Source organism: Halomonas sp. DP5N14-9, assembly GCF_019802175.1.
GTDB lineage: Bacteria > Pseudomonadota > Gammaproteobacteria > Pseudomonadales > Halomonadaceae > Halomonas > Halomonas litopenaei.
Map to the genome: position 1 here is coordinate 22,308 of NZ_JAHVHR010000035.1, position 21,857 is coordinate 44,164.

The window sequence follows — 21,857 nt, forward strand, 5'->3', positions numbered from 1 at the left end:
GGACTTACCCCGCAGGCCTGACCAAGCGTGATCTCCCATGAACAAGAACCGTACTTCCGGGCGCACCGTCGGAGGGCTTCGCACCCTCTCGCTGCAGGCGCCGGCCGTTACTCTGCTGCTGCTGTGGATGATCGTGCCGCTGGCGATGACCGTCTGGTTCTCGTTTCAGCGCTACAACCTGTTGATGCCGAGCATGACCGGCTTTGCCGGTTTCGAGAACTACGAATACCTGCTGACCGACCCGGCGCTGTGGTCGGCGATGGGCACCACCCTGCTGCTGGTGGGCTGGGTACTGGCCATCACCGTGGTCGGTGGCACCCTGCTGGCGGTGCTGTTCCAGCAGGACTTCATGGGGCGCGGCGTTGCCCGAGTGCTGGCGATCTCGCCGTTCTTCGTGATGCCAACGGTCAGCGCCCTGGTGTGGAAGAACATGATGATGCACCCGGCCAACGGCGTATTCGCCTGGCTCGCCGAGAGCCTGGGGCTGCCGGCGGTGGACTGGTTCTCGAGCCTGCCGCTGACCTCGATCATCATCATCGTGTCCTGGCAGTGGCTGCCCTTTGCGCTGCTGATCCTGCTGACCGCGATGCAGTCGCTGGACGACGACCAGGTCGAGGCTGCGCGCATGGATGGTGCGGGCCCGGTGGCGATCTTCTTCTACATCACCCTGCCGCACCTGAAGCGTGCCATCAGCGTGGTGGTGATGATCGAGATGATCTTCCTGCTGACGATCTTTGCCGAAATCTTCGTCACCACCTCGGGCGGACCGGGGCTGGCCACCACCAACCTGGCCTACCTGATCTACATCCGCGCGCTGCTCGACTTCGACGTGGGCACCGCCTCCGCCGGCGGCGTCATCGCCATCATCCTGGCCAACATCGTCGCCATCTTCCTGGTGCGCATGGTGGCCAAGAACCTCGAGCAGTAGCGCCTTGCGGCCGCTGACGACCCATCGACCAACAACAAGCTGACGAGGTGCACCACATGACCACCACCACTACCACCGGCGACAGCGTCAAGGCGCCGGTCGCCGACGCCGGGCGAGGTGCCTCGGCCCTGCGCGCCCAGCGCAGGCGCAAGTTCGGCATCACCCTGCTGGGCTGGGGCGTGGCCCTGATCATCTTCTTTCCGATCTTCTGGATGATCGTCACCGGCTTCAAGACCGAAGCCGAGGCCATCGCCGATCCCAGCCTGATCTTCACCCCGACGCTGGAAAGCTATGTCGAGGTACAGGAGCGGGCCGACTATCTCAAGTTCGCCTGGAACAGTGTTGTCGTTTCCTTTGGTTCGACCCTGCTGGCGCTGTTGATCGCGGTGCCCTCGGCCTATGCCATGGCCTTTTTGCCGACCAAACGCACCAAGGGCACCCTGCTGTGGATGCTGTCCACCAAGATGCTGCCCTCGGTGGGTGTGCTGGTACCGATCTATCTGCTGTTTCGCGACTTCGGCCTGCTCGATACCCGAATCGGCCTGACCATCGTCTACACCTTGATGAACCTGCCGATCGTGGTGTGGATGCTTTACACCTTCTTCAAGGACCTGCCCAGGGAGATTCTGGAAGCGGGCCGCATGGACGGTGCCAGCACCTTCCAGGAGGTGTGGTATCTGCTGCTGCCGCTGACCCTGCCGGGGATCGCTTCCACCGGATTGCTGTCGGTGATCCTGAGCTGGAACGAGGCCTTCTGGAGCCTGAACCTGACCACCTCTCAGGCGGCGCCGTTGACCGCTTACATCGCTTCCTTCTCCAGCCCCGAGGGACTGTTCTGGGCCAAGCTGTCGGCGGCCTCGACCATGGCCATCGCGCCGATCCTGATTTTTGGGTGGTTGACTCAAAAGCAGATGGTCCGTGGCCTGACCTTTGGCGCGGTGAAGTGAGCGAACTGATCGACGAGAAGCTTCGGCTGGCGCTCTTCACAAGCCCAGAAACAAATGGTCCGTGGTCTGACCTTCGGCGCGGTGAAGTGAGCGAACTGATCGACGAGAAGCTTCGGCTGGCGCTCTTCACAAGCCCAGAAACAAATGGTCCGTGGCCTGACCTTTGGCGCGGTGAAGTGACCGAGCTTCGGCGCGATGAAAAAACCGATCTTCGGCGCGGTGAACGACGCACCGGCAGACAGATATTTCAGGCGGCGCCGAGGCGCCCCTGACAGAACTTCGAGGACAACAAGATGGCAACACTGACACTCAACCAGGTGGTCAAGAGCTTCGGCGACACCCACGTCATCAAGGGCGTCGATCTGGAGGTCAAGGACCAGGAATTCGTGGTCTTCGTCGGCCCGTCCGGCTGCGGCAAGTCGACCCTTTTGCGGATGATCGCGGGACTCGAAAGCACCAGTGACGGCGATATCGTCATCGACGGCCAGCGGGTCAATGACCTGGGGCCGGCGGAGCGGGGGCTGGCCATGGTGTTCCAGAGCTATGCGCTGTACCCCCACATGACGGTGGAGGACAACATGGGCTTCAGCCTCAAGCTGGCGGGGGTGTCCCAGCAGGAACGCCGCCAGAAAGTGCTGGACGCGGCGAAGATCCTGCAGCTGGAGCCCCTGCTCGAGCGCAAGCCCAAGGCGCTTTCCGGCGGTCAGCGCCAGCGTGTGGCGATCGGCCGCGCCATCGTGCGCAACCCCAGCATCTTCCTGTTCGACGAGCCATTGTCCAACCTGGACGCGGCGCTTCGGGTACAGATGCGCATCGAACTGGCGCGTCTGCACGAAGAGCTCAAGGCGACCATGATCTATGTGACCCATGACCAGATCGAGGCCATGACCATGGCCGACAAGATCGTGGTGCTCCAGGGCGGCGTGGTGGAACAGGTCGGCTCGCCGATGGAGCTGTATCACCATCCGCGCAATCGTTTCGTGGCGGGGTTCATCGGCTCGCCCAAGATGAACTTCCTGAAGGTCGAGGCCGTTGCCGGCGACGCCCAGGGGGTCGAGGTGCGTGTGCCGGGCGGCGATACCGTCAAGGTGCCGGTGGAAGGCGACGAGGTGGCCCAGGGCCAGGCGCTGGAGCTCGGCATCCGTCCCGAGCATCTGATGCTCGACGACCAGGGACCGCTGAAGGCCAGCGTCAGCGTGATCGAGCGGCTGGGCGGACAGACCTCGCTGTACGTGGAGATGGACGGCGACTTGCTGACGCTGATGGTGGATGGCGACGTGACCCACCGGGTGGGAGACGAGATCCGCTTCGGCTTCGAGCCGGGCCGGGCACATCTGTTCGGTGAGCAGGGTCTGGCGCTGGCAAGCCTGGAGCGTCACCCGCTGGCGTCGCTGACCCGCCAGGACAATCGTGCCGCCAGTACCGCGGAAGCCTGAGGAGCGACCATGACGACCCTGATCTTCGACTGCGATGGCGTGCTGGTGGACAGTGAGGTGATCGCCGAGGCGACCCTGGCCGATCGGCTGGCCGAGTGGCTACCCGACCTCGACGTCGAGGCGGCCCTGAATGAAGCCCTGGGCCGCACCACCGCGGCGATTCTCGAGCTTCTCGACGGCCAGAGCGCCCACGCGCTGCCCAAGGACGCGCTGGCCCTGCTCGACGACGAGATCGAAGCCCGCCTCGCTCGCGAACTCACCGCCATCGATGGCGTGGCGCAGGCGCTGTCGGCGATTCCCGGTGCCAAGGCGGTGGTCTCCAACAGTCGTCGTCAGCGGGTCGTCGCCTCGTTGTCGCGCACTGGTCTGGATCAGGTGCTGGGCACGGCGCCGATCTTCTGTGCCGAGCAGGTCGACAAGCCCAAGCCCGATCCCGGCGTCTACCTGCTGGCCGCCGAGACCCTGGGGGTCAGCCCTGGTGCCTGCCTGGTGGTCGAGGACTCCATCGCCGGTGCCAGCGCCGCCCTGGCCGCCGGCATGACGGTCATCGGCTTCGTCGGGGCAAGCCATCTGCCCGCCGATCACGCCGAACGGCTCAGCCAACTCGGTGTGTGGCAGGTGATGACCCATATGGCGCAATTGCCCGCCCTGGTGTCCAACTGGCAGCAGCGTCAGCAGGCCAGCGTATGAAAGACGGCTCTGTTGGCCCGGTGGCGGGCAAGCTCCAGGACAAGACCGCCGTGATCACCGGTGGTGCACGCGGGATCGGGCTCGCCATCGCCCGGCGTTACGCCGAGGAGGGCGCGCGCGTGGTGATCGCGGATGTCGACAGCGAGGCCATCGAGCAGGCGCTGGAAGGCTTCGACCGCGAGCGCGCGATGGGTACTGCGCTGGATGTCCGCGACAACGCCGCCATCACTGCTATGGTTCGAAAGGTAGAGAAACGTTTTGGCGCTATCGACGTGCTGGTCAACAATGCGGCGGTATTTGGTATGGCGCCGGTGCTCGAGGTGGATGAGGCCGACTTCGAGCGCCAGTTCGCGGTCAACGTCAAGGGGCTGTTCTTCACCCTGCAGGCGGTGGCCAGGGCCATGGTCGAGGCGAAACGTGGCGGTGTCGTCATCAATATGGCCTCCCAGGCCGGGCGGCGTGGCGAGCCTCTGGTCAGCACCTACTGCGCCACCAAGGCAGCGGTGATCAGTCTGACCCAGTCCTGCGCGCTGGACCTGATTCGCCACGGTATCCGTGTCAACGCTATCGCCCCGGGGGTGGTCGATACCCCCATGTGGGACGAGGTCGACGCCCTGTTCGCCCGCTACGAGGGACGCCCCCTCGGCGAGAAGAAGCGACTGGTCGGCGAGGCGGTGCCCTGTGGCCGCATGGGGCGACCGGACGATTACGCCGGCGCTGCGGTGTTTCTGGCCAGCGCCGACAGCGACTATGTCATCGCCCAGACCCTGAACGTCGATGGCGGCAATTGGATGAGTTGAGCCACGGGCACGAGCGAGGTGACAGATGACCCCCACCATGGAAGCGATCGCTGACGAACTGCTGACGCGCAGCGAGGGCAGGGCGCGCTATATCGTTGCTCTGGCCGGCCCACCGGGGGCCGGCAAGTCCTTTCGCTCCGCCTGGCTGGCACGTCAGCTCAACGAGCGGCAACCCGGCGTCGCCGAGGTGGTGCCCATGGACGGCTATCACTTCGACAACGGCGTGCTGGAATCGCAGGGGCTGCTGCCCATCAAGGGCGCGCCGGAAACCTTCGATGTGGATGGTCTGCGCCATGACCTGGCGCGGCTGAAGCGAGCCGACCGGGACGTGGCCGTACCGGTATTCGACCGACCGCTGGACCTGGCGCGTGCGGGTGCACGGGTGATCACGCCCGGTCATCGGGTGCTGATCGTCGAGGGCAACTACCTGCTGCTGGATCACGGGCCCTGGCCGGCGCTGGCGGACTACTTCGACTTCAGCCTGTTTCTCGAGGTCGCCGATACGGTGCTCGAGCAGCGATTGATCGAGCGCTGGCTCGGCATGGGCCAGGACCAGGCCGGGGCCATCGCCAAGACCCGGGACAAGGACATGCTCAACGCGCGCCTGATCAAGACCCGCTCGATCACCGCCGATCTCCATTGGCACTAGCCAATCCCATTTTTGGAAAGCGGCTCTGCTTTCTCATTGTTCATCTGGCGGAGAGCCTTCATGACACGACTTTGCAACGCGGAACTGGCTGGCCTCGCTCCGCATCTCTCGGTGCCCAGCTACGATCGTCGGGCGCTGACTCCGGGCATCGCCCATTTCGGCGTCGGCGGTTTTCATCGGGCCCATCAGGCCATGTACCTGGATCGTCTGATGGAAGCCGGGCAGGCCCATGACTGGGGTATCGTCGGCATCGGCGTGATGCCAGGCGACAAGCGCATGCAGGAGGCACTGGCCAGCCAGGACCACCTCTACACCCTGGTGGTCAAGCATCCCGATGGCGCGCTGGAACCCCGTGTCATCGGTTCGATCATCGATTACCGATTCGCACCGGACGACCCCGAGGCGGTGATCGAGACCCTGTCGGACCCGACCATCCGGATCGTCTCGTTGACGGTGACCGAGGGCGGCTACAACGTCCACCCGGTCACCGGCGAGTTCGATCTCGATGCCGCCGAGGTGGTGTATGACCTGTGCAACCCCGAGCGTCCGCGTACCAGTTTTGGCTTGATCGTGGCGGCGATCGAGCGCCGGCGCGAGCGCGGCATCCCGCCCTTCACGGTGATGTCCTGCGACAACATCCCGGGCAACGGCGAGGTGGCGAGGCGGATGTTCACGGCCTTTGCCTACGCTCGTGATCGCGCGCTCGGGCAGTACGTCGAGGCGGAAGTGCCTTTCCCCAGTTCCATGGTCGATCGCATCACGCCGATGACCACGCCGGGCGACATCGAGGAGCTTTCCGAGCGCTTCGGACTGGAAGACGCCTGGCCGGTGATCTGCGAACCCTTCACCCAATGGGTGCTGGAGGATCATTTTGCCAGTGACCGACCGGCGTTTGATGAGGTCGGCGTGCAGCTGGTCGAGGACGTCGAGCCCTACGAGCTGATGAAGCTCAGGTTGCTCAACGCAGGCCACCAGGCGCTTTGCTATGTCGGCTATCTGGCCGGCTATCGTTACGCCCATGAGGTCTGTCAGGATTCGCTGTTCATCGACTTCCTGCTTGGCTACATGGCCGAGGAGGGCAGCCCGACACTGCCTCCGGTCCCTGGCGTCGATCTCGATCAGTACCGGCACACCCTGATCGAGCGCTTCGCCAATCCCGAGGTGAGAGACACGCTATCGCGGCTTTGTGCTGAAAGCTCGGACCGAATCCCGAAGTGGCTGTTGCCGGTCATTCGTCACCAGCTCGAACACGGCGGCGAACTCAAGCGTTCTGCCGCGGTGGTGGCAAGCTGGGCGCGCTACGCCGAAGGCGTGGACGAGCAGGGCCAGCCCATCGTGATCGTCGATCGCTGGAAGGATCGGCTGACCGAGCTCGCCGGTTCCCAGCGCGAGCACCCCACCGCCTTTATCGAGAACCGTGAGCTGTTCGGGGATCTCGCCGACTCGCCGCGCTTCGTGGTGGCCTACGTCGAGGCGCTGAAGCTGTTGCAGGACAAGGGCGCCAGGGCGACCCTGGAGGCGCTGGCGTCCTGACCCACCGGTGAGCGCGTCGGCTTCGACGCACCGTGTCGATGCGCCAACGAGGAATCTTTTCATGTATCTCGGTGTGGATTGTGGCACCCAGAGCACCAAGGTGGTGGTGGTGGATCTGGCGCGTGGCGCCACCATCGGCGAGGCCAGTCGACCCCACCGCATGATCGAGGGCGCCAGAGGACGGCGCGAGCAGGACCCGGCACAGTGGATCGAGGCCTTTATCGGCGCCTTCCACGCGGCGATCGCGTCGGCCGGTGTCAGCGCCGGTGATATCCGCGGCATCGGTGTCTCCGGCCAGCAGCATGGCATGGTGGCGCTGGATGCCAGGGACCAGGTGCTGTACCCGGCCAAGCTGTGGTGCGATACCGAGACCCATGCCCACAACCAGGCCCTGATCGGCGCTCTGGGCGGGGAAGAGGGCTGCCTGGCGCGGCTTGGCCTGGTGCCTCAGACCGGCTACACCGCCTCCAAGGTGGCCTGGCTGCGCGAGCACCATCGCGACATCTATGATCGCGTGGATGGCGTGCTGTTACCCCACGACTACCTCAATCTGTGGTTGACCGGCGAGCGTGTCAGCGAGGCGGGAGACGCCTCGGGTACCGGTTATTTCGATAGTCGCTCACGGCGCTGGAGTCCTGAGGTGTGGCAGTGGATCGCCCCTGAGCTGGACCCGGCCCGGGTGCTGCCAAGACTGATCGATTCCCGCGACACGGCAGGGCAGGTCCGGCCGGTGCTGGCCCGGGAGCTGGGGCTTTCCCCGGGCGTCGCGGTCGCCAGCGGCGGCGGAGACAATATGCTCGGCGCCATCGGCACCGGCAACATCGTGCCGGGCAAGGTGACCATGAGCCTTGGCACCTCGGGCACCGTCTGCGCCCACTCCGATCACCCGGTGCTGGCCGATTCGGCCATGGTCGCCAACTTCTGCGCCAGCCACGCGGGCTGGCTGCCGCTGGTCTGCACCATGAACACCACCTCGGCCACCAATCGCGTGCGTGAGCTGTTCGGTCTCGACCTGGCGGGGTTCAACCAGGCCCTGGCCCAGGCGCCTGTCGGCGCCGATGGCGTGACGGTCTTGCCGTTCTTCAACGGCGAACGGGTACCGAGCCTGCCCGAGGCCAGCGCCTCCTTTCTCGGCCTGACCAGTCGCAATACCAGCCCCGCCCATCTGTGTCGCGCGGTGGTGGAGGGCGCCACCTTCTGTCTGCGCTACGGCCTTGACCTGATGGGGCCGCTGGCCGACCAGGCACGCCAGATTCGGCTGATCGGCGGCGGCGCCCACAGCGCCGCCTGGCGCCAGATGGTGGCGGACATCACCGCCACCGAGGTGGTGTGCCCCCGGGTGACCGACGCCGCCGCGCTTGGCGGCGCCATCCAGGCGGCCTGGTGTGCCAGGGAGGGCGAGCTGGACGAGCTGTGTCAGACGCTGGTGCAGCTGGATGAAGGCTCCCGGGCCGAGCCCGACGCAGGCCGAGTCAAGCGCTATGGTGAGGTCTACCTGGGCTGGCTGGTCGCCCTCGACCGTTTGCATGGATGACAGCTGAGGCTCTTGCATAAGTGACAGCTGAGGCTCTGCCGGCTAGCGTTGGAGCAAGTCGGGCCAGCCCGCTCGTCTAAATGCCGTGCAGCGAGGACGCCATGCCTATTCCACCGCCATCGTCACCTTTACCGTCTGATTCGCCCACCTCACCGCCCGGCGCTTCATCCTCTGCTCCGTCCGTGGGCGAGGGCGCCACCAGCCCTGCCCAGCGCGAGATCCTGGCGCTGGGAGCGCTTGCGCTGTCCCGGGCGATCCATGCACGAGAGCTTAGTTGCCGCGAGGTGATGGACGCCTACCTGGCACAGATCGACGCGGCCAACCCGGTGGTCAACGCCATCGTCTCTCGCCGTGACCACGAGGTGCTGATGGACGAGGCCGGGGAGTGCGACCGCGAACTGGCGGCGGGGCGCTCTCGCGGCTGGCTCCACGGCATTCCCCAGGCGATCAAGGACCTTTCGGCCACGCGTGACCTGCCGACCTCGATGGGCTCGCCCTTGTTCAAGGGTCAGGTGCCGCCGCAGGACGGCATCATGGTCAGGCGGATGCGTGAGGCCGGTGCCATCCTTGTCGGCAAGACCAACACGCCGGAGTTTGGCCTCGGTTCCCAGACCTACAACCGCGTCTTCGGCGCGACCCGCAACGCCTTCGATCCCGCCCTGTGCGCCGGTGGCTCCAGCGGCGGGGCCGCTGCCGCCCTGGCCATGCGCATGCTGCCGGTGGCCGATGGCAGCGACATGATGGGGTCTTTGCGAAACCCCGCCGCCTACCACAACCTGTTCGGGATGAGGCCTTCCTTCGGTCGCGTTCCCCATGGTCCAGGCCCTGATATCTTCGGCCATCAGCTGGCCACCGAAGGGCCCATGGCGCGCAGCGTCGGCGACCTTGCCAGGCTGCTGGCGACCCAGGCCGGGGCCCACCCCCGCGCTCCCCTGTCACTCGCCGATGATCCCGAGCGTCTCGCCGATCCGTTCGATGACGCTGACGCGGCGTCGGGCCTGCGTATCGGCTGGCTCGGCGACTGGCAGGGCTACCTGGCGATGGAAGAGGGTGTGCTGGACGTCTGCCAGGGGGCGCTGTCGGTGTTCGAGCGCCTCGGTGCCCGGGTCGAGCCGGTGGTGCCGGAGATGTCACCCGAGCGGCTGTGGCAAAGCTGGCTGGTGCTGCGCCAGTGGGCGGTGGCGGGCAGTCTGTCAGAGGTCTGGGCCGACGATAGCCGTCGTTGCCAGCTCAAGCCCGAGGCCTGCTGGGAGGTCGCGCAGGGCATGGGCCGAACGGCGCTGGATGTGCACCGCGCCAACGTCGAGCGCAGTGCCTGGTACGCCTGTCTGCTCGGACTGTTCGAGCGCTTCGATGCGCTGGCTCTGCCCAGCGCCCAGGTATTTGCCTTCGACGTCGACACACCCTGGCCCGGGCAGATCGCCGGGCGAACGATGGACACCTACCATCGCTGGATGGAGGTGGTGATCGCCGGCTCCCTGTCGGGGTGCCCGGTGATCAATCTGCCCGCAGGCTTCAACCCGCGCGGCCAGGCCATGGGCGTCCAGCTCATCGCTCCCCATCGCCGTGATCGCGACCTGCTGCGCTGGGCTCATGCCTTCGAACAGGCCGCTCCCGACTGGCTCGAGCGCGAGCCCGAATGGCGTACGCCCGGGGCTCACCCGCCGCGTTGAGGCCGCGTCGCGCCACGTTGCCGGGCGGGGCTCAGCCTTGCCATACCTCAGCGACCAGGCGGTAGCTCTCGAGGCGATCCTCCAGGGCATAGGTGTCGGTGTTGATCATCAGCTCATCGGCCTGGGTGCGTTCGAGCAGGCGCTCCAGCCCGTCGCGTACCGTCGCCGGGCTGCCGATCACCGCGGCGCCAAGAAACCCTTCCACCTGGGCGCGCTCCATGGGGGTCCAGTCCAGCGTCGCCACCGGTGGCCGGGCGCGTCCGCGCTGGCCGCGAATCAGGCCCAGAAACTTCTGTCTTGCGGTGCTGGCGAGGTAGTCGGCGCGCTCGTCCGTGGCGGCGGCCAGCACCGGCAGACCGACCATGGCGTAGGGCGCCGCGAGCACCTCGGAGGGGCGGAAGTCGCGGCGATAGATGGCCAGCGCTTCGTCGAGCTGGGCCGGGGCGAACTGGGCGGCGAAGGCAAAGGGCAGCCCCTTGTGGGCGGCCAGCTGGGCGCTGTACAGGCTCGAGCCCAACAGCCAGATCGGTACTCGGGTGCCCTGGCCGGGCACCGCCCGGACCCGCTGCTCCGGTCGGGCCTCCCCAAGAAAGCCTTCCAGTTCGGCCAGACGCTGGGGGAAGTCCTCGACGCCAGCGTGTGGATCGCGGCGCATCGCCGCCATGGTGGCCGCGTCCGAGCCCGGAGCCCGGCCCAGTCCCAGGTCAATGCGGCCCGGATAGAGCGTCTCCAGGGTGCCGAACTGTTCGGCGATCACCAGCGGTGGATGGTTCGGCAGCATGATGCCGCCGCTGCCCACGCGGATGCGTGAGGTCTTCTCCGCCAGGTGTCCGATCAGTACCGAGGTCGCCGCGCTGGCGATCCCCTCCAGCCCATGATGTTCGGCCAGCCAGTAGCGGGTGAAGCCAAGCGATTCGCTCAGGCGGGCGAGGGCAACGCTGTCGTGGAAGCTGTCGGCGACGGTGCCTCCATCCCGGATCGGCGCCAGGTCCAGGACCGAAAGGGGCGTAGTGTCGAGACGGGCCATGGGGCTCTCCTTTTCTTGGGCCGAGTTTCTGGCCGAGTTTCTGGCCGGGTTCTTGGTCAGGTTTCTGGCCGGGTTTCTGGCCGTGCCTATAGTCGGGCTTTTGGCCGGGAAAATTCGTACCTGAGGCGACGAATTTGGCGGATGTTTTGCTGCGCCGACTGGCGGGCGGTGGATTCCGCTGTCTTGGTGGCGAACTTCACTATGATGTCACCGAGGTGCCTCATCGGTGCTTCGACTCTCCAGTGGCAGTCCAGTGTCAGCTTAGTGCCAAGCCGGATCGGTGGGCTGCCCGGGGATGATAGATAACAACCTAACTGTTATCAAAGTACGGGTCTGCAAAGGCTGCTCGGCGAATGCCCGGGCAGAAGCGTTCGATAAGGAGCGTCCGAGCGTGGTCTTCGCCGGAGCGGCGCTGCACAGGCCTTCCAACAAGCAGTCGAACAAAAGGAAGGCGATATGCAACGCAATGAAGGACAGCGGGTCTTTTACGTCTCCGCGATCATCATCCTGATTCTGGTGGCCCTGGGGGCCATGTTCCCTGAAGGTTTCGGCGAAGTCGCCAGTCGCGCCCTGGGAGGCGTATCCCACTATTTTGGCTGGTTCTATCTGCTGTCGGTCACCGGCATCGTGGTATTCCTGCTCGGCCTTGCCATGAGCAAGTACGGCAAGGTGCGCCTGGGGCCGCAGGACGGCAAGCCAGAATACGGCTTCTTTTCCTGGGTCAGCATGCTGCTGGCCGCCGGCTTCGGGGTTGGCCTGGTGTTCTACGGCATGGCCGAGCCCATGACCCACTATATTGCACCACCCTACGCAGACATGACGCCGGAAAGCGCGGAGTCGGCCCGGTACGCGATTCAGTACAGCTTCTTCAACTGGGGGATTCATCAGTGGGCGGCCTTCGCTCTGGTGGGCTTGATCATCGCCTACTACCAGTTTCGCAAGGAGCAGGCGGGCCTAGTGTCGGTGGTGCTGCGTCCGCTGACCGCCAAGCGACCGGGGCTGCGCAAGTTCAACGGCGCCCTGGACGTCTTTGCCGTGGTGGCTACGGTGATGGGGGTGGCGACCTCGCTGGGGCTGGGCGTGCTGCAGACCAACGGCGGCCTGCACGCGGTGTTCGGCATCCCGGAGAACGGCCTGTGGCAGTTCATCATCCTGTTCTGCATGTTCCTGGCCTACATGGCGTCCACCTGGTCGGGCCTGGACAAGGGGATCAAGCGACTGTCCAACCTCAACATGATCATGTGTATCGCCATGATGGTCTACGTGCTGGCGACCGGCCCCACCATCAAGCTGCTGGAGACCATCACCCTGGGACTGGGCGACTACCTGCAGAACTTCTTCGTGATGAGCCTGCGCATGTCGCCCTACAACGATAATCCCTGGGCCCAGAACTGGACCATCTTCTACTGGGCCTGGGTCATCGCCTGGTCGCCCTTTGTCGGTACCTTCGTTGCGCGTATCTCCAAGGGGCGCACCATCAAGGAGTACGTGTTCGGCGTGCTGTTCGTGCCGCCACTGCTGGCCTGCCTGTGGCTGGGCGTGTTCGGTGGCACCGCCATCCATATGGAGCTGGCCAACGAGGGCCTCGGTCTGGCCCAGGCGACCCAGGACAACATCACCGTGGCGCTGTTCGAGATGTTCGATCTGATGCCCTTCTCGGGACTCTTGTCGGTGATGGCGATGATGCTGATCTTCATCTTCCTGGTGACCTCGGCAGACTCGGCGTCCTATATCGTTGCCCAGATGACCGACAACGGCTCGATCAATCCTCCCCTCTACAAGCGGGTGCTGTGGGGTGTGCTGATCGCCGCCATCTGCCTGACGCTGATCGCCGCTGGCGGCCTCAAGGGACTGCAGTCGGCATCGGTACTGTCGGCGCTGCCGTTCACCTTCATCCTCTACATGATGGTGATCGTGCTGGTGAGAGAGCTGCGCAAGGATCGCAAGCTGATGCTCGACGGTCTCTATCAGCACTACCGCGAGATGCCGGTCGGTGCAGACGCCTTCGAGGCGCGTGACCAGGCCAAGACCGAAGGCATGGAGCCCCCCGAGGAAGCGCTGAAAATGGATGACAGTGAGGAGGGTGGCTCCAGCGAGGCGATGGCCACACCGAAACCGCAGTAACCACTAGTGGCGGCCGGGCCTCGATAGCCCGTCTGTGATAGCCCCGGCTGGACTGGCCCCTGCTGGACGGGCGGCCGGTAAAAAGCAGGCTGGTAAAGGACAGGCGGAGCCAGACCTGACCGCAGTAAACCAGAAGGCCCGCCCCATGGCGGGCCTTCTGCTATGTCGTCAACTGACGGCGCTATTGGAGGCACTATTTCCGACACTATTGCCGGTACTATTCCCGGCACTATTGCCGGTACCCCTGGGTGCCGGCAATTTTTTGTGCCGAATCGAATATTCGCCTACCGTGATGGATAGTCCGACTTTTGTTAGGGTGCTACGCCCCTCACATCATGACCGCCGTCTGGCAAGGAGTGTCCATGAACGGTCGAGCGCTGCAGGAGCGCCTGCCGCTGTCTGGCAAGGATCGCGTCTTTCGTCTATCTGCCCTTATCATCATCGCCCTGGTCGCCGTGGGCGCCAGTTTCCCCGACGCCTTCGGTGACGCCGCCAACACCGCGCTGAGCCAGGTGACCCACTACTTTGGCTGGTTCTACCTGATGGCGGTGTTCGCCTTCGTCATCTTTCTGGTGGCGCTGGCGATGAGCAAGTACGGCAAGGTGCGCCTGGGGCCCCAGGATAGCACCCCCACCTACGGCACCTTTTCCTGGATCAGCATGTTGCTGGCGGCCGGCTTCGGCGTCGGTCTGGTGTTCTACGGCATGGCCGAGCCCATGACCCACTTCGCCGAGCCTCCCTATGGCGCGGTCCCCGCCGAAAGCGTGGAAGCGGCGCGCTACGCCATCCAGATGAGCTACTTCAACTGGGGGGTGCACCAGTGGGCGGCATTCTCGCTGGTCGGGCTGATCATCGCCTACTTCCAGTTCCGCAAGGACCAGGCCGGGCTGGTCTCCTCGGTGCTGTCGTCGATGACCGCCAAGCGACCGGCGCTGCGCCCCTACACCGACTGGCTCGACATCTTCGCCGTGGTCGCCACGGTGATGGGGGTGGCGACCTCGCTGGGGCTCGGGGTGCTGCAGGTCAATGGTGGCCTCAATGCGGTCTTCGGACTGCCGGAAAGCGGCCTCTGGCAGGCGGGCATCCTCGGGGTGATGTTCGTGGCGTACATGGCCTCGACCTGGTCGGGGCTCGACAAGGGCATCAAGCGATTGTCCAACCTCAATATGGCGCTGTGCATCGCGATGATGCTGTACGTGCTGTTCACCGGCCCCACGGTCAAGATCCTCGAGACCATCACCCTGGGCATCGGCGACTACCTGCAGAACTTCATCGGCATGAGCCTCAAGATGTCGCCCTACAACGATGACCCCTGGGCTTCCAGCTGGACCATCTTCTACTGGGCGTGGGTGATCGCCTGGTCGCCCTTTGTCGGCACCTTCGTGGCTCGGGTCTCGCGGGGGCGGACCATTCGCGAGTACGTACTCGGTGTGCTGGTGGTGCCGCCGCTGCTGGCGTGTCTGTGGATCGGGGTGTTCGGCGGGGCGGCCCTGCATATGGAGCTGGGCGGTGATGCCGGCCTGGCCGCCGCCACCCAGGACAATATCACCGTGGCACTGTTCGAGATGTTCGACCTGATGCCGTTTTCCACGGTGCTGTCGGTGCTCGCCATGATCCTGATCTTCATTTTTCTGGTCACCTCGGCAGACTCCGCCTCCTTTATCGTCGCCCAGATGACCGACCATGGCTCCATCGCGCCGCCGCTGTACAAGCGGATCTGCTGGGGGCTGTTGATTGCCGCCATCTGTCTGACGCTGATCGTTGCAGGTGGGCTCAAGGGACTGCAGTCTGCCGCCGTGCTGGCGGCCCTGCCGTTCTCGTTCATCCTGTTCGGGATGATGTTCGTGCTGGTCAAGGAGCTGCAGGCGGATCGCCGCAACATGCTGTCACAGCTGTATCGTCAGCATGGCGAGACCCCGGTGGGCGCGGATCCGTTCGAGGCCGGCAACCTGGCCGAGGAGGAGCGTCTGCGGCGGGCCCCCAACGTGGTCAACCGGCGCATCAACCACTGAGGTGACGTCGACCGGCACCGGCGATCTGTGACCCCGGGCGAGCACCGTCAAACGAAACTTGGCGCAAAATGCAGTATCTACGATGCATTGGTAGTCAGGAAGAGTGCCAGGACGTAAGCTCAGGGTATCGTCGGAAGGATCTCGGCCATGTCTTCACCCCCTGCCCGCGGCGCGACCCGCCGCGGGCCACCGTCTCGTCGCAGGCGGCTGACATTCAACTGGGTCACCTTCGATCGCTGGCTGGACCGTATCGTCATCCTGGCGGTGGTAACCGCCGTGACGGTCGGTATCGTCGCTCTGGCGCTATCCTTGTTGGTGGACCCTTGATCGTACCCGACGCCCCGGTCGTGGGATGAACCGTGGCCAAGGGTCGGGCGCAGGAAGGGTCGGGCACAGAAAGGGTCGGGCACAGGAAGGAACTATATGGGGCAGTGGCTGTTGATCATGCTGCTGGTGTTGGGCGTTGCCCTGGACAAGGGGATGATCGCAATACCGGATCGCTGGTTGCCCTGGACACCGATATCGATCGAGACGCCGCCTGGTCCTTTCCTCGGCTGGAAGCTGGCGCGGCTGGCGGATGACCCCGAGGCCTGCCGTGCGGTGCTGGCGGCGGACCCGCCCCAGCGATATACCCCACTGGATGACGTCACCCGGGGCCAGTGCGAGCTTTCCAATCTTGTGCGCTACGCCGGAGGCCAGTCGCGCATGCAGCCGAGCGTGATGACACGCTGCCCGCTGGCGGTGGCCTGGGCGGTGTTCGAGCGTCATGAGCTCAGCGCCGCTGCGCGTGCCCACCTTGGCGTGGACGTGGCCCAGATCGAACACTTCGGCAGCTTCGCCTGCCGCAACATCTATGGTCGAGCCGAGGGACGTCGCAGCCAGCATGCCAGCGCCGAGGCCCTGGATGTGGCCGCCTTCGAACTCGAGGACGGTCGTCGCGTCAGCTTGTCGGGCCACTGGGGCAAGGGAGCCGAAGGACGTTTCCTGAAGGAAGTGGGGCAGCGCGCCTGCAAGGTCTTCGGCACCGTGCTGGGGCCTGACTACAATGCCGCCCACGCCGATCACTTTCATCTCGGCGTGGGCGGTCGGGTCTGCCGCTGAGGGCGGCATCCTGGCTCGGATCGGGGCGGGGTCGAAAGCTGCCTGGACGCCTCGGGCCTGGACTTAGCGACTGAGGTCGATGTCCCGGGAATCGGTGGCAGCACCGGTCGCCGCACCCACGCCGCCGCCGATGACCGCGCCCTTGCCCACGTCGCCGCCGGTGATGGCCGCCGCGCCGGCACCTACCGCTGCACCGACCCCCGCGCCACTCAGCGCCCGTTCTCCGGTACCGGTACCGCAGGCCGACAGTGCCAGGGCCATGGTCAGGGCAGTAGCGCTCAGCCCGGTCATCTTCAGAAGTTTCATGTCGTCGTCCTCATGCTGGGGGATGACCCTAACAGTAACAACGGCATAGAAAGGAGCAAGTGAAGCAAATATGCAGCAATTGTCGCCAATTGGCGCCAATTGTGGGAGCCGTGCTCGCTTGGCCGCCCCCCGTCTAGCCGAACCCCGCTTGGTCGAACCAGGTCAGACACACGACAGCTCAGACACACGGCCGGACAGGCCCGGGCGATATACACGACCGGCCAGATACAAGAACACCGCCGGCAAGCCGGCGGTGTTCTTGTGCGTCGAGCAGGTCTGGAACGAGGCGCCCTCGCCTCGCCCCAGGCCCAGGACCTTAGTTGTCCAGGTCGACGTCGTCCTCATCGGTGGCGGCGCCGGTGGCCGCGCCTACGCCACCGCCGATCACGGCGCCTTCGGCGACGTCACCACCGGTGGCGGCAGCGGCGCCGGCACCTACGGCGGCACCCACGCCAGCGCCACTGGCGGCGCGTTCACCGGTGCCGGTGCCGCAGGCGGCGAGGCCCAAGGTCATGAAAGTGGCCAGCAGCAGGCTGGAGAGTGTCTTGATGGAACCCTTCCTCATGATGTTTCTCCTATGCTGTTATGTGCCATATCGAGCCTATTGGCCAAGAGAGCCGAGCACAACCCCTTGATTCTCCGATGTGGTGTCGCTTTCAGCAGACATTTTCTGGTGCCGTGTCGTTACCGACGACGACTCCCGCCTGTCAGGTATGTCTTGGATCCCTCGGCTGTTGTTGGGTGATGCAGTGGACGTTGCCGCCGCCGAGCAGGATCTCTCGGGCGGGCACGCCGATCACCCGACGCTCGGGAAAAAGCCTCGCCAGAATGTCGCGAGCCTCGTTGTCGCGGCGTTCATCCAGCAGGGGCATGACCACCACTCGATTGCCGATGTAGAAGTTGACGTAGGAGGCCGCCATGCGGTCCCCGGGCTGGCGTGGGTGCGAGCTCGAGAGCCGGTCGATGCCGCTGGCCTCGTCTTCGCCGATAAACAGCGGGCCGGGCTGGGGCAGGCGGTGCACGGTAAACGGTCGACCGCAGGCATCGGTACTGGCTTCCAGCACCGCCAGGGCGTCGCGACAGATCTGGTACTCCGGGTCCGCGGCGTCGTCGCACCAGGTCAAGGCAACTTCGGCGGGGCCCACAAAGCAGCAGAGATTGTCGACGTGGCCGTCGGTTTCATCGAGGTAGCAGCCCCGGGGAAGCCAGATGACCTTGCTGATGCCCAGCTGCTCACCCAGGCGCGCCTCCATGGCGGCGCGATCCAGACCCGGGTTGCGGTTGGGGTTGAGCAGGCACTCCTCGGTGGTGATCAGGGTGCCCTCGCCGTCGACGTGAATGGCGCCGCCTTCCAGCACGATACCGGCATCGAAGCGGGGGATGCCCAGCATTTCGGCGATCTTGGGGCGGATCCGGCGATCCTTGTCCCAGGGAAAGTAAAGCCCGCCCTTGAGTCCGCCCCAGGCGTTGAATTCCCAGTCCACCACCGCCAGGCCATGTTCGGGGTGGGTCAGAAAGGTCGGGCCCACGTCCCGCATCCAGGCGTCGTTGCTGGATAGTTCGACCACGCGAATCGATTCCGGAAGCTGATAACGGGCGTTTTCGTACTGATCGTCGTTGACGCCCACGTAGACGGTCTCGCTTTCGGCGATGGCGCTGGCCACCGCGACGAAGGCCTGTTGGGCGGGCTTGGCTCCCAGGCGCCAGGTATCCGGGCGCTGGGGCCACAGCATCCAGCAGGCGTCGTGAGGGGCGAATTCCGCCGGCATGGACCAGCCAAGTCGGGCGGGACTGTGCGCGTCGCTGCCAGCGGAACGCGACGCGATAGGGGACGCGATAGGGGCCGGGGTCGATGAAGACGAATGGTGTGTCTGGTTCATGTAGGCTCTCACAAGAATCCGATCAGCAGGAACACGCCGGTGGCCAGGGCCGCGGCGATCAACACGTAGGGGATCTGGGTCAGGGCGTGGGCCATGGGGCTGCAACCGCTACCCTGGGCCGACAGCACCGTGGAGTCCCCGTAGAAGCAGGCGTGGCTACCGAAGGCGCTGGCCGAGATCAAGGCGCCGACCACCAGCGGCATATTGGCGTCCATGCTGATCGCCAACGGCAGCACGATAGGCATGGCCACCGCGAACAGCCCCCAGAAGGAGCCGGTGGCAAAGGCCAGGAAGGCCATGGTGACGAATACCACGGCGGGCAGCAGGCCGGCGGTCATCAGCGGCTGTACCGCCTGGATCACCACCTCGGTGAGGCCCAGGACGTCGTTGACCTCCTTGAGCGAGAAGCCGGCGACCAGGGTGCCCAGCGGCATGATCATCGCCTTGAAGCCTTCCAGGGCGGTATCGAAGGTGTCATTGAAGCTCAGCAGACGCTGGACGGCGATCAGCACCAGGGTGACGGCCAGGGCAACGATGACCCCGCGCAGGATGTCGATATCGAAGTACCAGGTGGCGACGATCAGGCTGGCGATTGGCAGCAGGAAGTTGAGCAGATGCGGGCTCTGGCCATCGTAGTTGGTGTCGATCTGCAGCGCGTGCTCCTCGCCGCCATCGGGCACCGGCTGGCCGGCCTTGGCACGGGCCTCGGCGGTCTTCATCGGGCCGATGTCAGGCAGCCAGCCCAGCGCGACCAAGGGCACCAGGGCCGCCGCCACCCAGGCGTAGGCCATGTACGGGATCGCCGAGATGTACAGCGACATGCCGTTGTCGGCGACGTTGTTGTCCTCGAGCAGGCCGGCGAAGAACACCGCCCAGGTCGAGAAGGGCACCAGGATGCACACCGGGGCGGCGGTGGAATCCACCAGATAGGCCAGCTTTTCGCGGGAGACGCCGAAGCGATCGGTGATCTTCTTCATCGAGGCGCTGATGGTCAGGGCGTTGAGGTAGTCGTCGACGAAGATCACCAGCCCCAGCACCCAGGTGGTCAGCAGGCTCTGGCGACGACTGTGCAGTCGTTTGGTCATGGCGTCACCGAAGCTCAGCACGCCGCCGGTCTTGACCAGCAAGGCGATCAGGCTGCCGAACAGGCCGCAGACCAGGATGATCCAGGTGACGGTGTCATTGCCGAGGACCGTGAGCAGGATGTCCGACCCGCGGGTGACGACCTCGCTGGGGGCGATCATCAAGAGCCCGACCAGGCAGCCGGCAAGCAGTGATTCGATGGTGCGACGAGTGATGATGGCGGTGACCAGCACCACCAGGGTGGGAACCAGGCTCCAGACGCCGTAGGTTTCCATGCAAGCTCCTTGTATCGCCTGTGGCGACGGTTGTTATTGGACGGAAGCTATCGCGCAGGGGCGAGCCCTGCGCTGGCCGCGCGGCAAAAAAGCGTGCGGCCTCGTGTTGCAGGAGGGTTCGTGGCTAGAGATAGCCGTCGCGACGCAGGGACTCGGCGGTGGCGGCAAGCGCCTCGTCGAGGATGGCGACGGCCTCGTCGACGGTGTCGCGGGTCCAGATCAGGGGCGGCGAGATCACGTTGAGATGCCCCACCGGACGAATGATCAGTCCGCGCTGCTGGGCCTCGAAGGCCACCCGATCGCCGACACGCGCGTCCACCGGGAACAGCGCCTTGGTGTCCTTGTCGGCCACGTTCTCGATGCACATCATGAAGTGGCTGCCGCGCACGTCGCCGACGGTGGGATGTCGTGACAGCGTCGCCAGTGCCTGCTCCAGATAGGGGCCGACCTCGCGGACGTTGGCGCAAAGCTCTTCTCGCTCGAGGATCTCGATATTCTTGAGCGCCGCGGCGCAACTGACCGGATGTCCGGAGTAGGTGAAGCCGGTGCTGAGTACTCCGCCCTTGCCCTGGGGCGTGCCCAGCACCTCGTAGAGGCGGTCGGAGATCAGGGTCGCGCCGAGCGGGGCATAGCCCGAGGACAGGCCCTTGGCCAGGTTGATGACGTCGGGCTGGGTGTCGAATACCGCTTCCGAGGCGAAGATGTGGCCGAGGCGACCGAAGCCGGTGACCACCTCGTCGGCGATATACAGGATGTCGTGGGCGCGCAGCACCTCCTGCATGCGGGCGTGATAGCCCCGGGGGGCCACCAGTACGCCGCCGGCTCCCATGATCGGCTCGGCGATGAAGGCGGCGATATTGTCGGCGCCGATCTCGGCGATGGTGGCCTCGAGTTCCGCGACCAGATGATCACAGTACTGTGCTTCATCCATGCCTTCGGGGCGACGATAGAGGTTGGCCTCGCTTAGATGGGTGACCAGACCATCGAGGGTGTCGAATTCCCAGTTGTTGCTCTCGATGCCGGTCAGGCTCGCGGCCAGGTAGGTGGTGCCGTGGTAGGCGTTGCGGCGCGACAGGATACGCTTCTTGTTCGGCTTGCCCAGGCGGTTGAAGTAGTAGTGCACCAGGCGGATGGTGGCGTCGTTGGCGGTGGAGCCTCCGCAGCTGTAGAAGACATGGTTGAGGTGGGCCGGGGCCAGTTCGGCGAGCTTGGCGGCCAGCCGCGTAGCCGGTGCGTTGGACAGATTGTTGAAGGTCGAGAAGTAGGCCATGCGGGTGGCCTGTTCGGCCATGGCCTGGCCGATCTCGGCACGACCGTGGCCAACGTTGACGCACCACAGCCCGGCGATGCCGTCGATAAAGCGGTTGCCGTGAATGTCCTGAACGTGGATGCCCTCGGCATCGGTGATCAGCTCGCAGCCCTTGTCGTGGAAGACGCTGAAGTCGGTGAAGGGATGGACGAAGTGGTCCCGATCCTGGCGCCACAGGGTCTCGGCATCCACTGTTGTTGGGACTGGGGCCGGAACCGGAGCCGTGTCGGCGACGGGAGTCGAGGGGCGGGACGAGAGGCGAGTGTCGGGTGTTGTCATTGGAAACCTCCTTGGGAAGGTCTCCAGTCTCGCCAGACTGCCCCTGTCGATGACATATCCTTATGAGGGTAGGTCTCCTCGGGCCGCCAGGCGGCGGCAGTGCCGGTATCACCGATGGGGTAGCCTATGATCGACTCAGGTTGCCATGACCTTGATCTACCTCATGATTGAGAGAGGGGTGCGCGAAACGGCACTACCGAGACTTGAGGCAGACGTAGCGATCCTCCGACGTTGGTGTAGGCTGTGCCGTAATGATCCGCAGGTGCCGGAA

General features: G+C 65.1%; 20 protein-coding genes. 14 read left to right on the plus strand and 6 right to left on the minus strand.

Annotated features, from left to right (window positions below; translation table 11 throughout):
* Window positions 1-37: 37 nt before the first annotated feature.
* The 10 genes from KUW00_RS19855 (at window position 38) to KUW00_RS19900 (ending at window position 10,190) form a co-directional block, all read left to right on the plus strand.
* Window positions 38-928 carry a carbohydrate ABC transporter permease gene (locus tag KUW00_RS19855; protein ID WP_045991261.1) on the plus strand — a complete coding sequence of 297 codons (891 nt, stop codon included), beginning with the start codon at window positions 38-40 and terminating at the stop codon, window positions 926-928.
* Between the two features lie 56 nt (window positions 929-984).
* Entirely contained in the window at window positions 985-1,875 is an 891-nt protein-coding gene (locus KUW00_RS19860; protein ID WP_045991260.1) for a carbohydrate ABC transporter permease, read from the plus strand.
* Window positions 1,872-2,147 carry a hypothetical protein gene (locus tag KUW00_RS19865; RefSeq protein WP_222569964.1) on the plus strand — a complete coding sequence of 92 codons (276 nt, stop codon included), beginning with the start codon at window positions 1,872-1,874 and terminating at the stop codon, window positions 2,145-2,147. The genes KUW00_RS19860 and KUW00_RS19865 overlap by 4 nt, the downstream gene beginning before the upstream one ends.
* Before the next feature lie 21 nt (window positions 2,148-2,168).
* A complete protein-coding gene (locus KUW00_RS19870; RefSeq protein WP_045991259.1) occupies window positions 2,169-3,311 on the plus strand; it encodes an ABC transporter ATP-binding protein in 1,143 nt (380 codons plus the stop codon).
* Window positions 3,312-3,320: 9 nt separating this feature from the next.
* Window positions 3,321-4,001 carry an HAD family hydrolase gene (locus KUW00_RS19875; RefSeq protein WP_222569965.1) on the plus strand — a complete coding sequence of 227 codons (681 nt, stop codon included), beginning with the start codon at window positions 3,321-3,323 and terminating at the stop codon, window positions 3,999-4,001.
* On the plus strand, window positions 3,998-4,801 hold the full coding sequence (locus KUW00_RS19880; RefSeq protein ID WP_222569966.1) for an L-iditol 2-dehydrogenase: 804 nt from the start codon (window positions 3,998-4,000) through the stop codon (window positions 4,799-4,801). Before KUW00_RS19875 ends, KUW00_RS19880 begins: the two co-directional genes overlap by 4 nt.
* 25 nt (window positions 4,802-4,826) lie before the next feature.
* Window positions 4,827-5,450 carry a nucleoside triphosphate hydrolase gene (locus tag KUW00_RS19885; protein WP_108132238.1) on the plus strand — a complete coding sequence of 208 codons (624 nt, stop codon included), beginning with the start codon at window positions 4,827-4,829 and terminating at the stop codon, window positions 5,448-5,450.
* A 60-nt stretch (window positions 5,451-5,510) separates the two neighbouring features.
* The gene (locus tag KUW00_RS19890; protein WP_222569967.1) at window positions 5,511-6,983 is read left to right on the plus strand and encodes a mannitol dehydrogenase family protein; all 1,473 of its coding nucleotides are present in this window, start codon (window positions 5,511-5,513) and stop codon (window positions 6,981-6,983) included.
* A 61-nt stretch (window positions 6,984-7,044) separates the two neighbouring features.
* Window positions 7,045-8,517, plus strand: a complete 1,473-nt coding sequence (gene xylB, locus KUW00_RS19895) for a xylulokinase (RefSeq protein WP_108450154.1) — start codon at window positions 7,045-7,047, stop codon at window positions 8,515-8,517.
* 101 nt (window positions 8,518-8,618) lie between these two features.
* Entirely contained in the window at window positions 8,619-10,190 is a 1,572-nt protein-coding gene (locus tag KUW00_RS19900; protein ID WP_222569968.1) for an amidase, read from the plus strand.
* A gap of 31 nt (window positions 10,191-10,221) precedes the next feature.
* On the opposite strand, the gene KUW00_RS19905 is transcribed toward KUW00_RS19900, so the two are convergent.
* On the minus strand, window positions 10,222-11,217 hold the full coding sequence (locus KUW00_RS19905; RefSeq protein ID WP_222569969.1) for an LLM class flavin-dependent oxidoreductase: 996 nt from the start codon (window positions 11,215-11,217) through the stop codon (window positions 10,222-10,224).
* A gap of 456 nt (window positions 11,218-11,673) precedes the next feature.
* Between KUW00_RS19905 and KUW00_RS19910 the strand changes: the two genes are divergently transcribed.
* The 4 genes from KUW00_RS19910 (at window position 11,674) to KUW00_RS19925 (ending at window position 16,454) form a co-directional block, all read left to right on the plus strand.
* Window positions 11,674-13,341, plus strand: coding sequence for a BCCT family transporter (locus tag KUW00_RS19910; RefSeq protein ID WP_222569970.1), 1,668 nt, complete (start codon window positions 11,674-11,676; stop codon window positions 13,339-13,341).
* A 362-nt stretch (window positions 13,342-13,703) separates the two neighbouring features.
* The gene (locus tag KUW00_RS19915; protein ID WP_045991251.1) at window positions 13,704-15,353 is read left to right on the plus strand and encodes a BCCT family transporter; all 1,650 of its coding nucleotides are present in this window, start codon (window positions 13,704-13,706) and stop codon (window positions 15,351-15,353) included.
* A 147-nt stretch (window positions 15,354-15,500) separates the two neighbouring features.
* Window positions 15,501-15,680 carry a hypothetical protein gene (locus tag KUW00_RS19920; protein ID WP_045991250.1) on the plus strand — a complete coding sequence of 60 codons (180 nt, stop codon included), beginning with the start codon at window positions 15,501-15,503 and terminating at the stop codon, window positions 15,678-15,680.
* A 96-nt stretch (window positions 15,681-15,776) separates the two neighbouring features.
* The gene (locus tag KUW00_RS19925; RefSeq protein WP_222569971.1) at window positions 15,777-16,454 is read left to right on the plus strand and encodes an extensin family protein; all 678 of its coding nucleotides are present in this window, start codon (window positions 15,777-15,779) and stop codon (window positions 16,452-16,454) included.
* A 63-nt stretch (window positions 16,455-16,517) separates the two neighbouring features.
* Here KUW00_RS19925 and KUW00_RS19930 read toward each other — a convergent pair whose 3' ends face one another.
* From KUW00_RS19930 to KUW00_RS19950, 5 genes are all read right to left on the minus strand, one after another.
* Window positions 16,518-16,760: a hypothetical protein gene (locus KUW00_RS19930; RefSeq protein WP_045991248.1), complete on the minus strand. Its 243-nt coding sequence runs from the start codon at window positions 16,758-16,760 to the stop codon at window positions 16,518-16,520.
* A 316-nt stretch (window positions 16,761-17,076) separates the two neighbouring features.
* Entirely contained in the window at window positions 17,077-17,325 is a 249-nt protein-coding gene (locus KUW00_RS19935; RefSeq protein WP_045991247.1) for a hypothetical protein, read from the minus strand.
* Window positions 17,326-17,467: 142 nt separating this feature from the next.
* Window positions 17,468-18,640: an agmatine deiminase gene (gene aguA, locus KUW00_RS19940; RefSeq protein WP_222569972.1), complete on the minus strand. Its 1,173-nt coding sequence runs from the start codon at window positions 18,638-18,640 to the stop codon at window positions 17,468-17,470.
* An 8-nt stretch (window positions 18,641-18,648) separates the two neighbouring features.
* Window positions 18,649-19,998, minus strand: coding sequence for a Na+/H+ antiporter NhaC family protein (locus tag KUW00_RS19945; protein ID WP_108132248.1), 1,350 nt, complete (start codon window positions 19,996-19,998; stop codon window positions 18,649-18,651).
* 124 nt (window positions 19,999-20,122) lie between these two features.
* On the minus strand, window positions 20,123-21,586 hold the full coding sequence (locus KUW00_RS19950; RefSeq protein WP_222569973.1) for an aminotransferase: 1,464 nt from the start codon (window positions 21,584-21,586) through the stop codon (window positions 20,123-20,125).
* Between the last annotated feature and the right edge of the window lie 271 nt (window positions 21,587-21,857).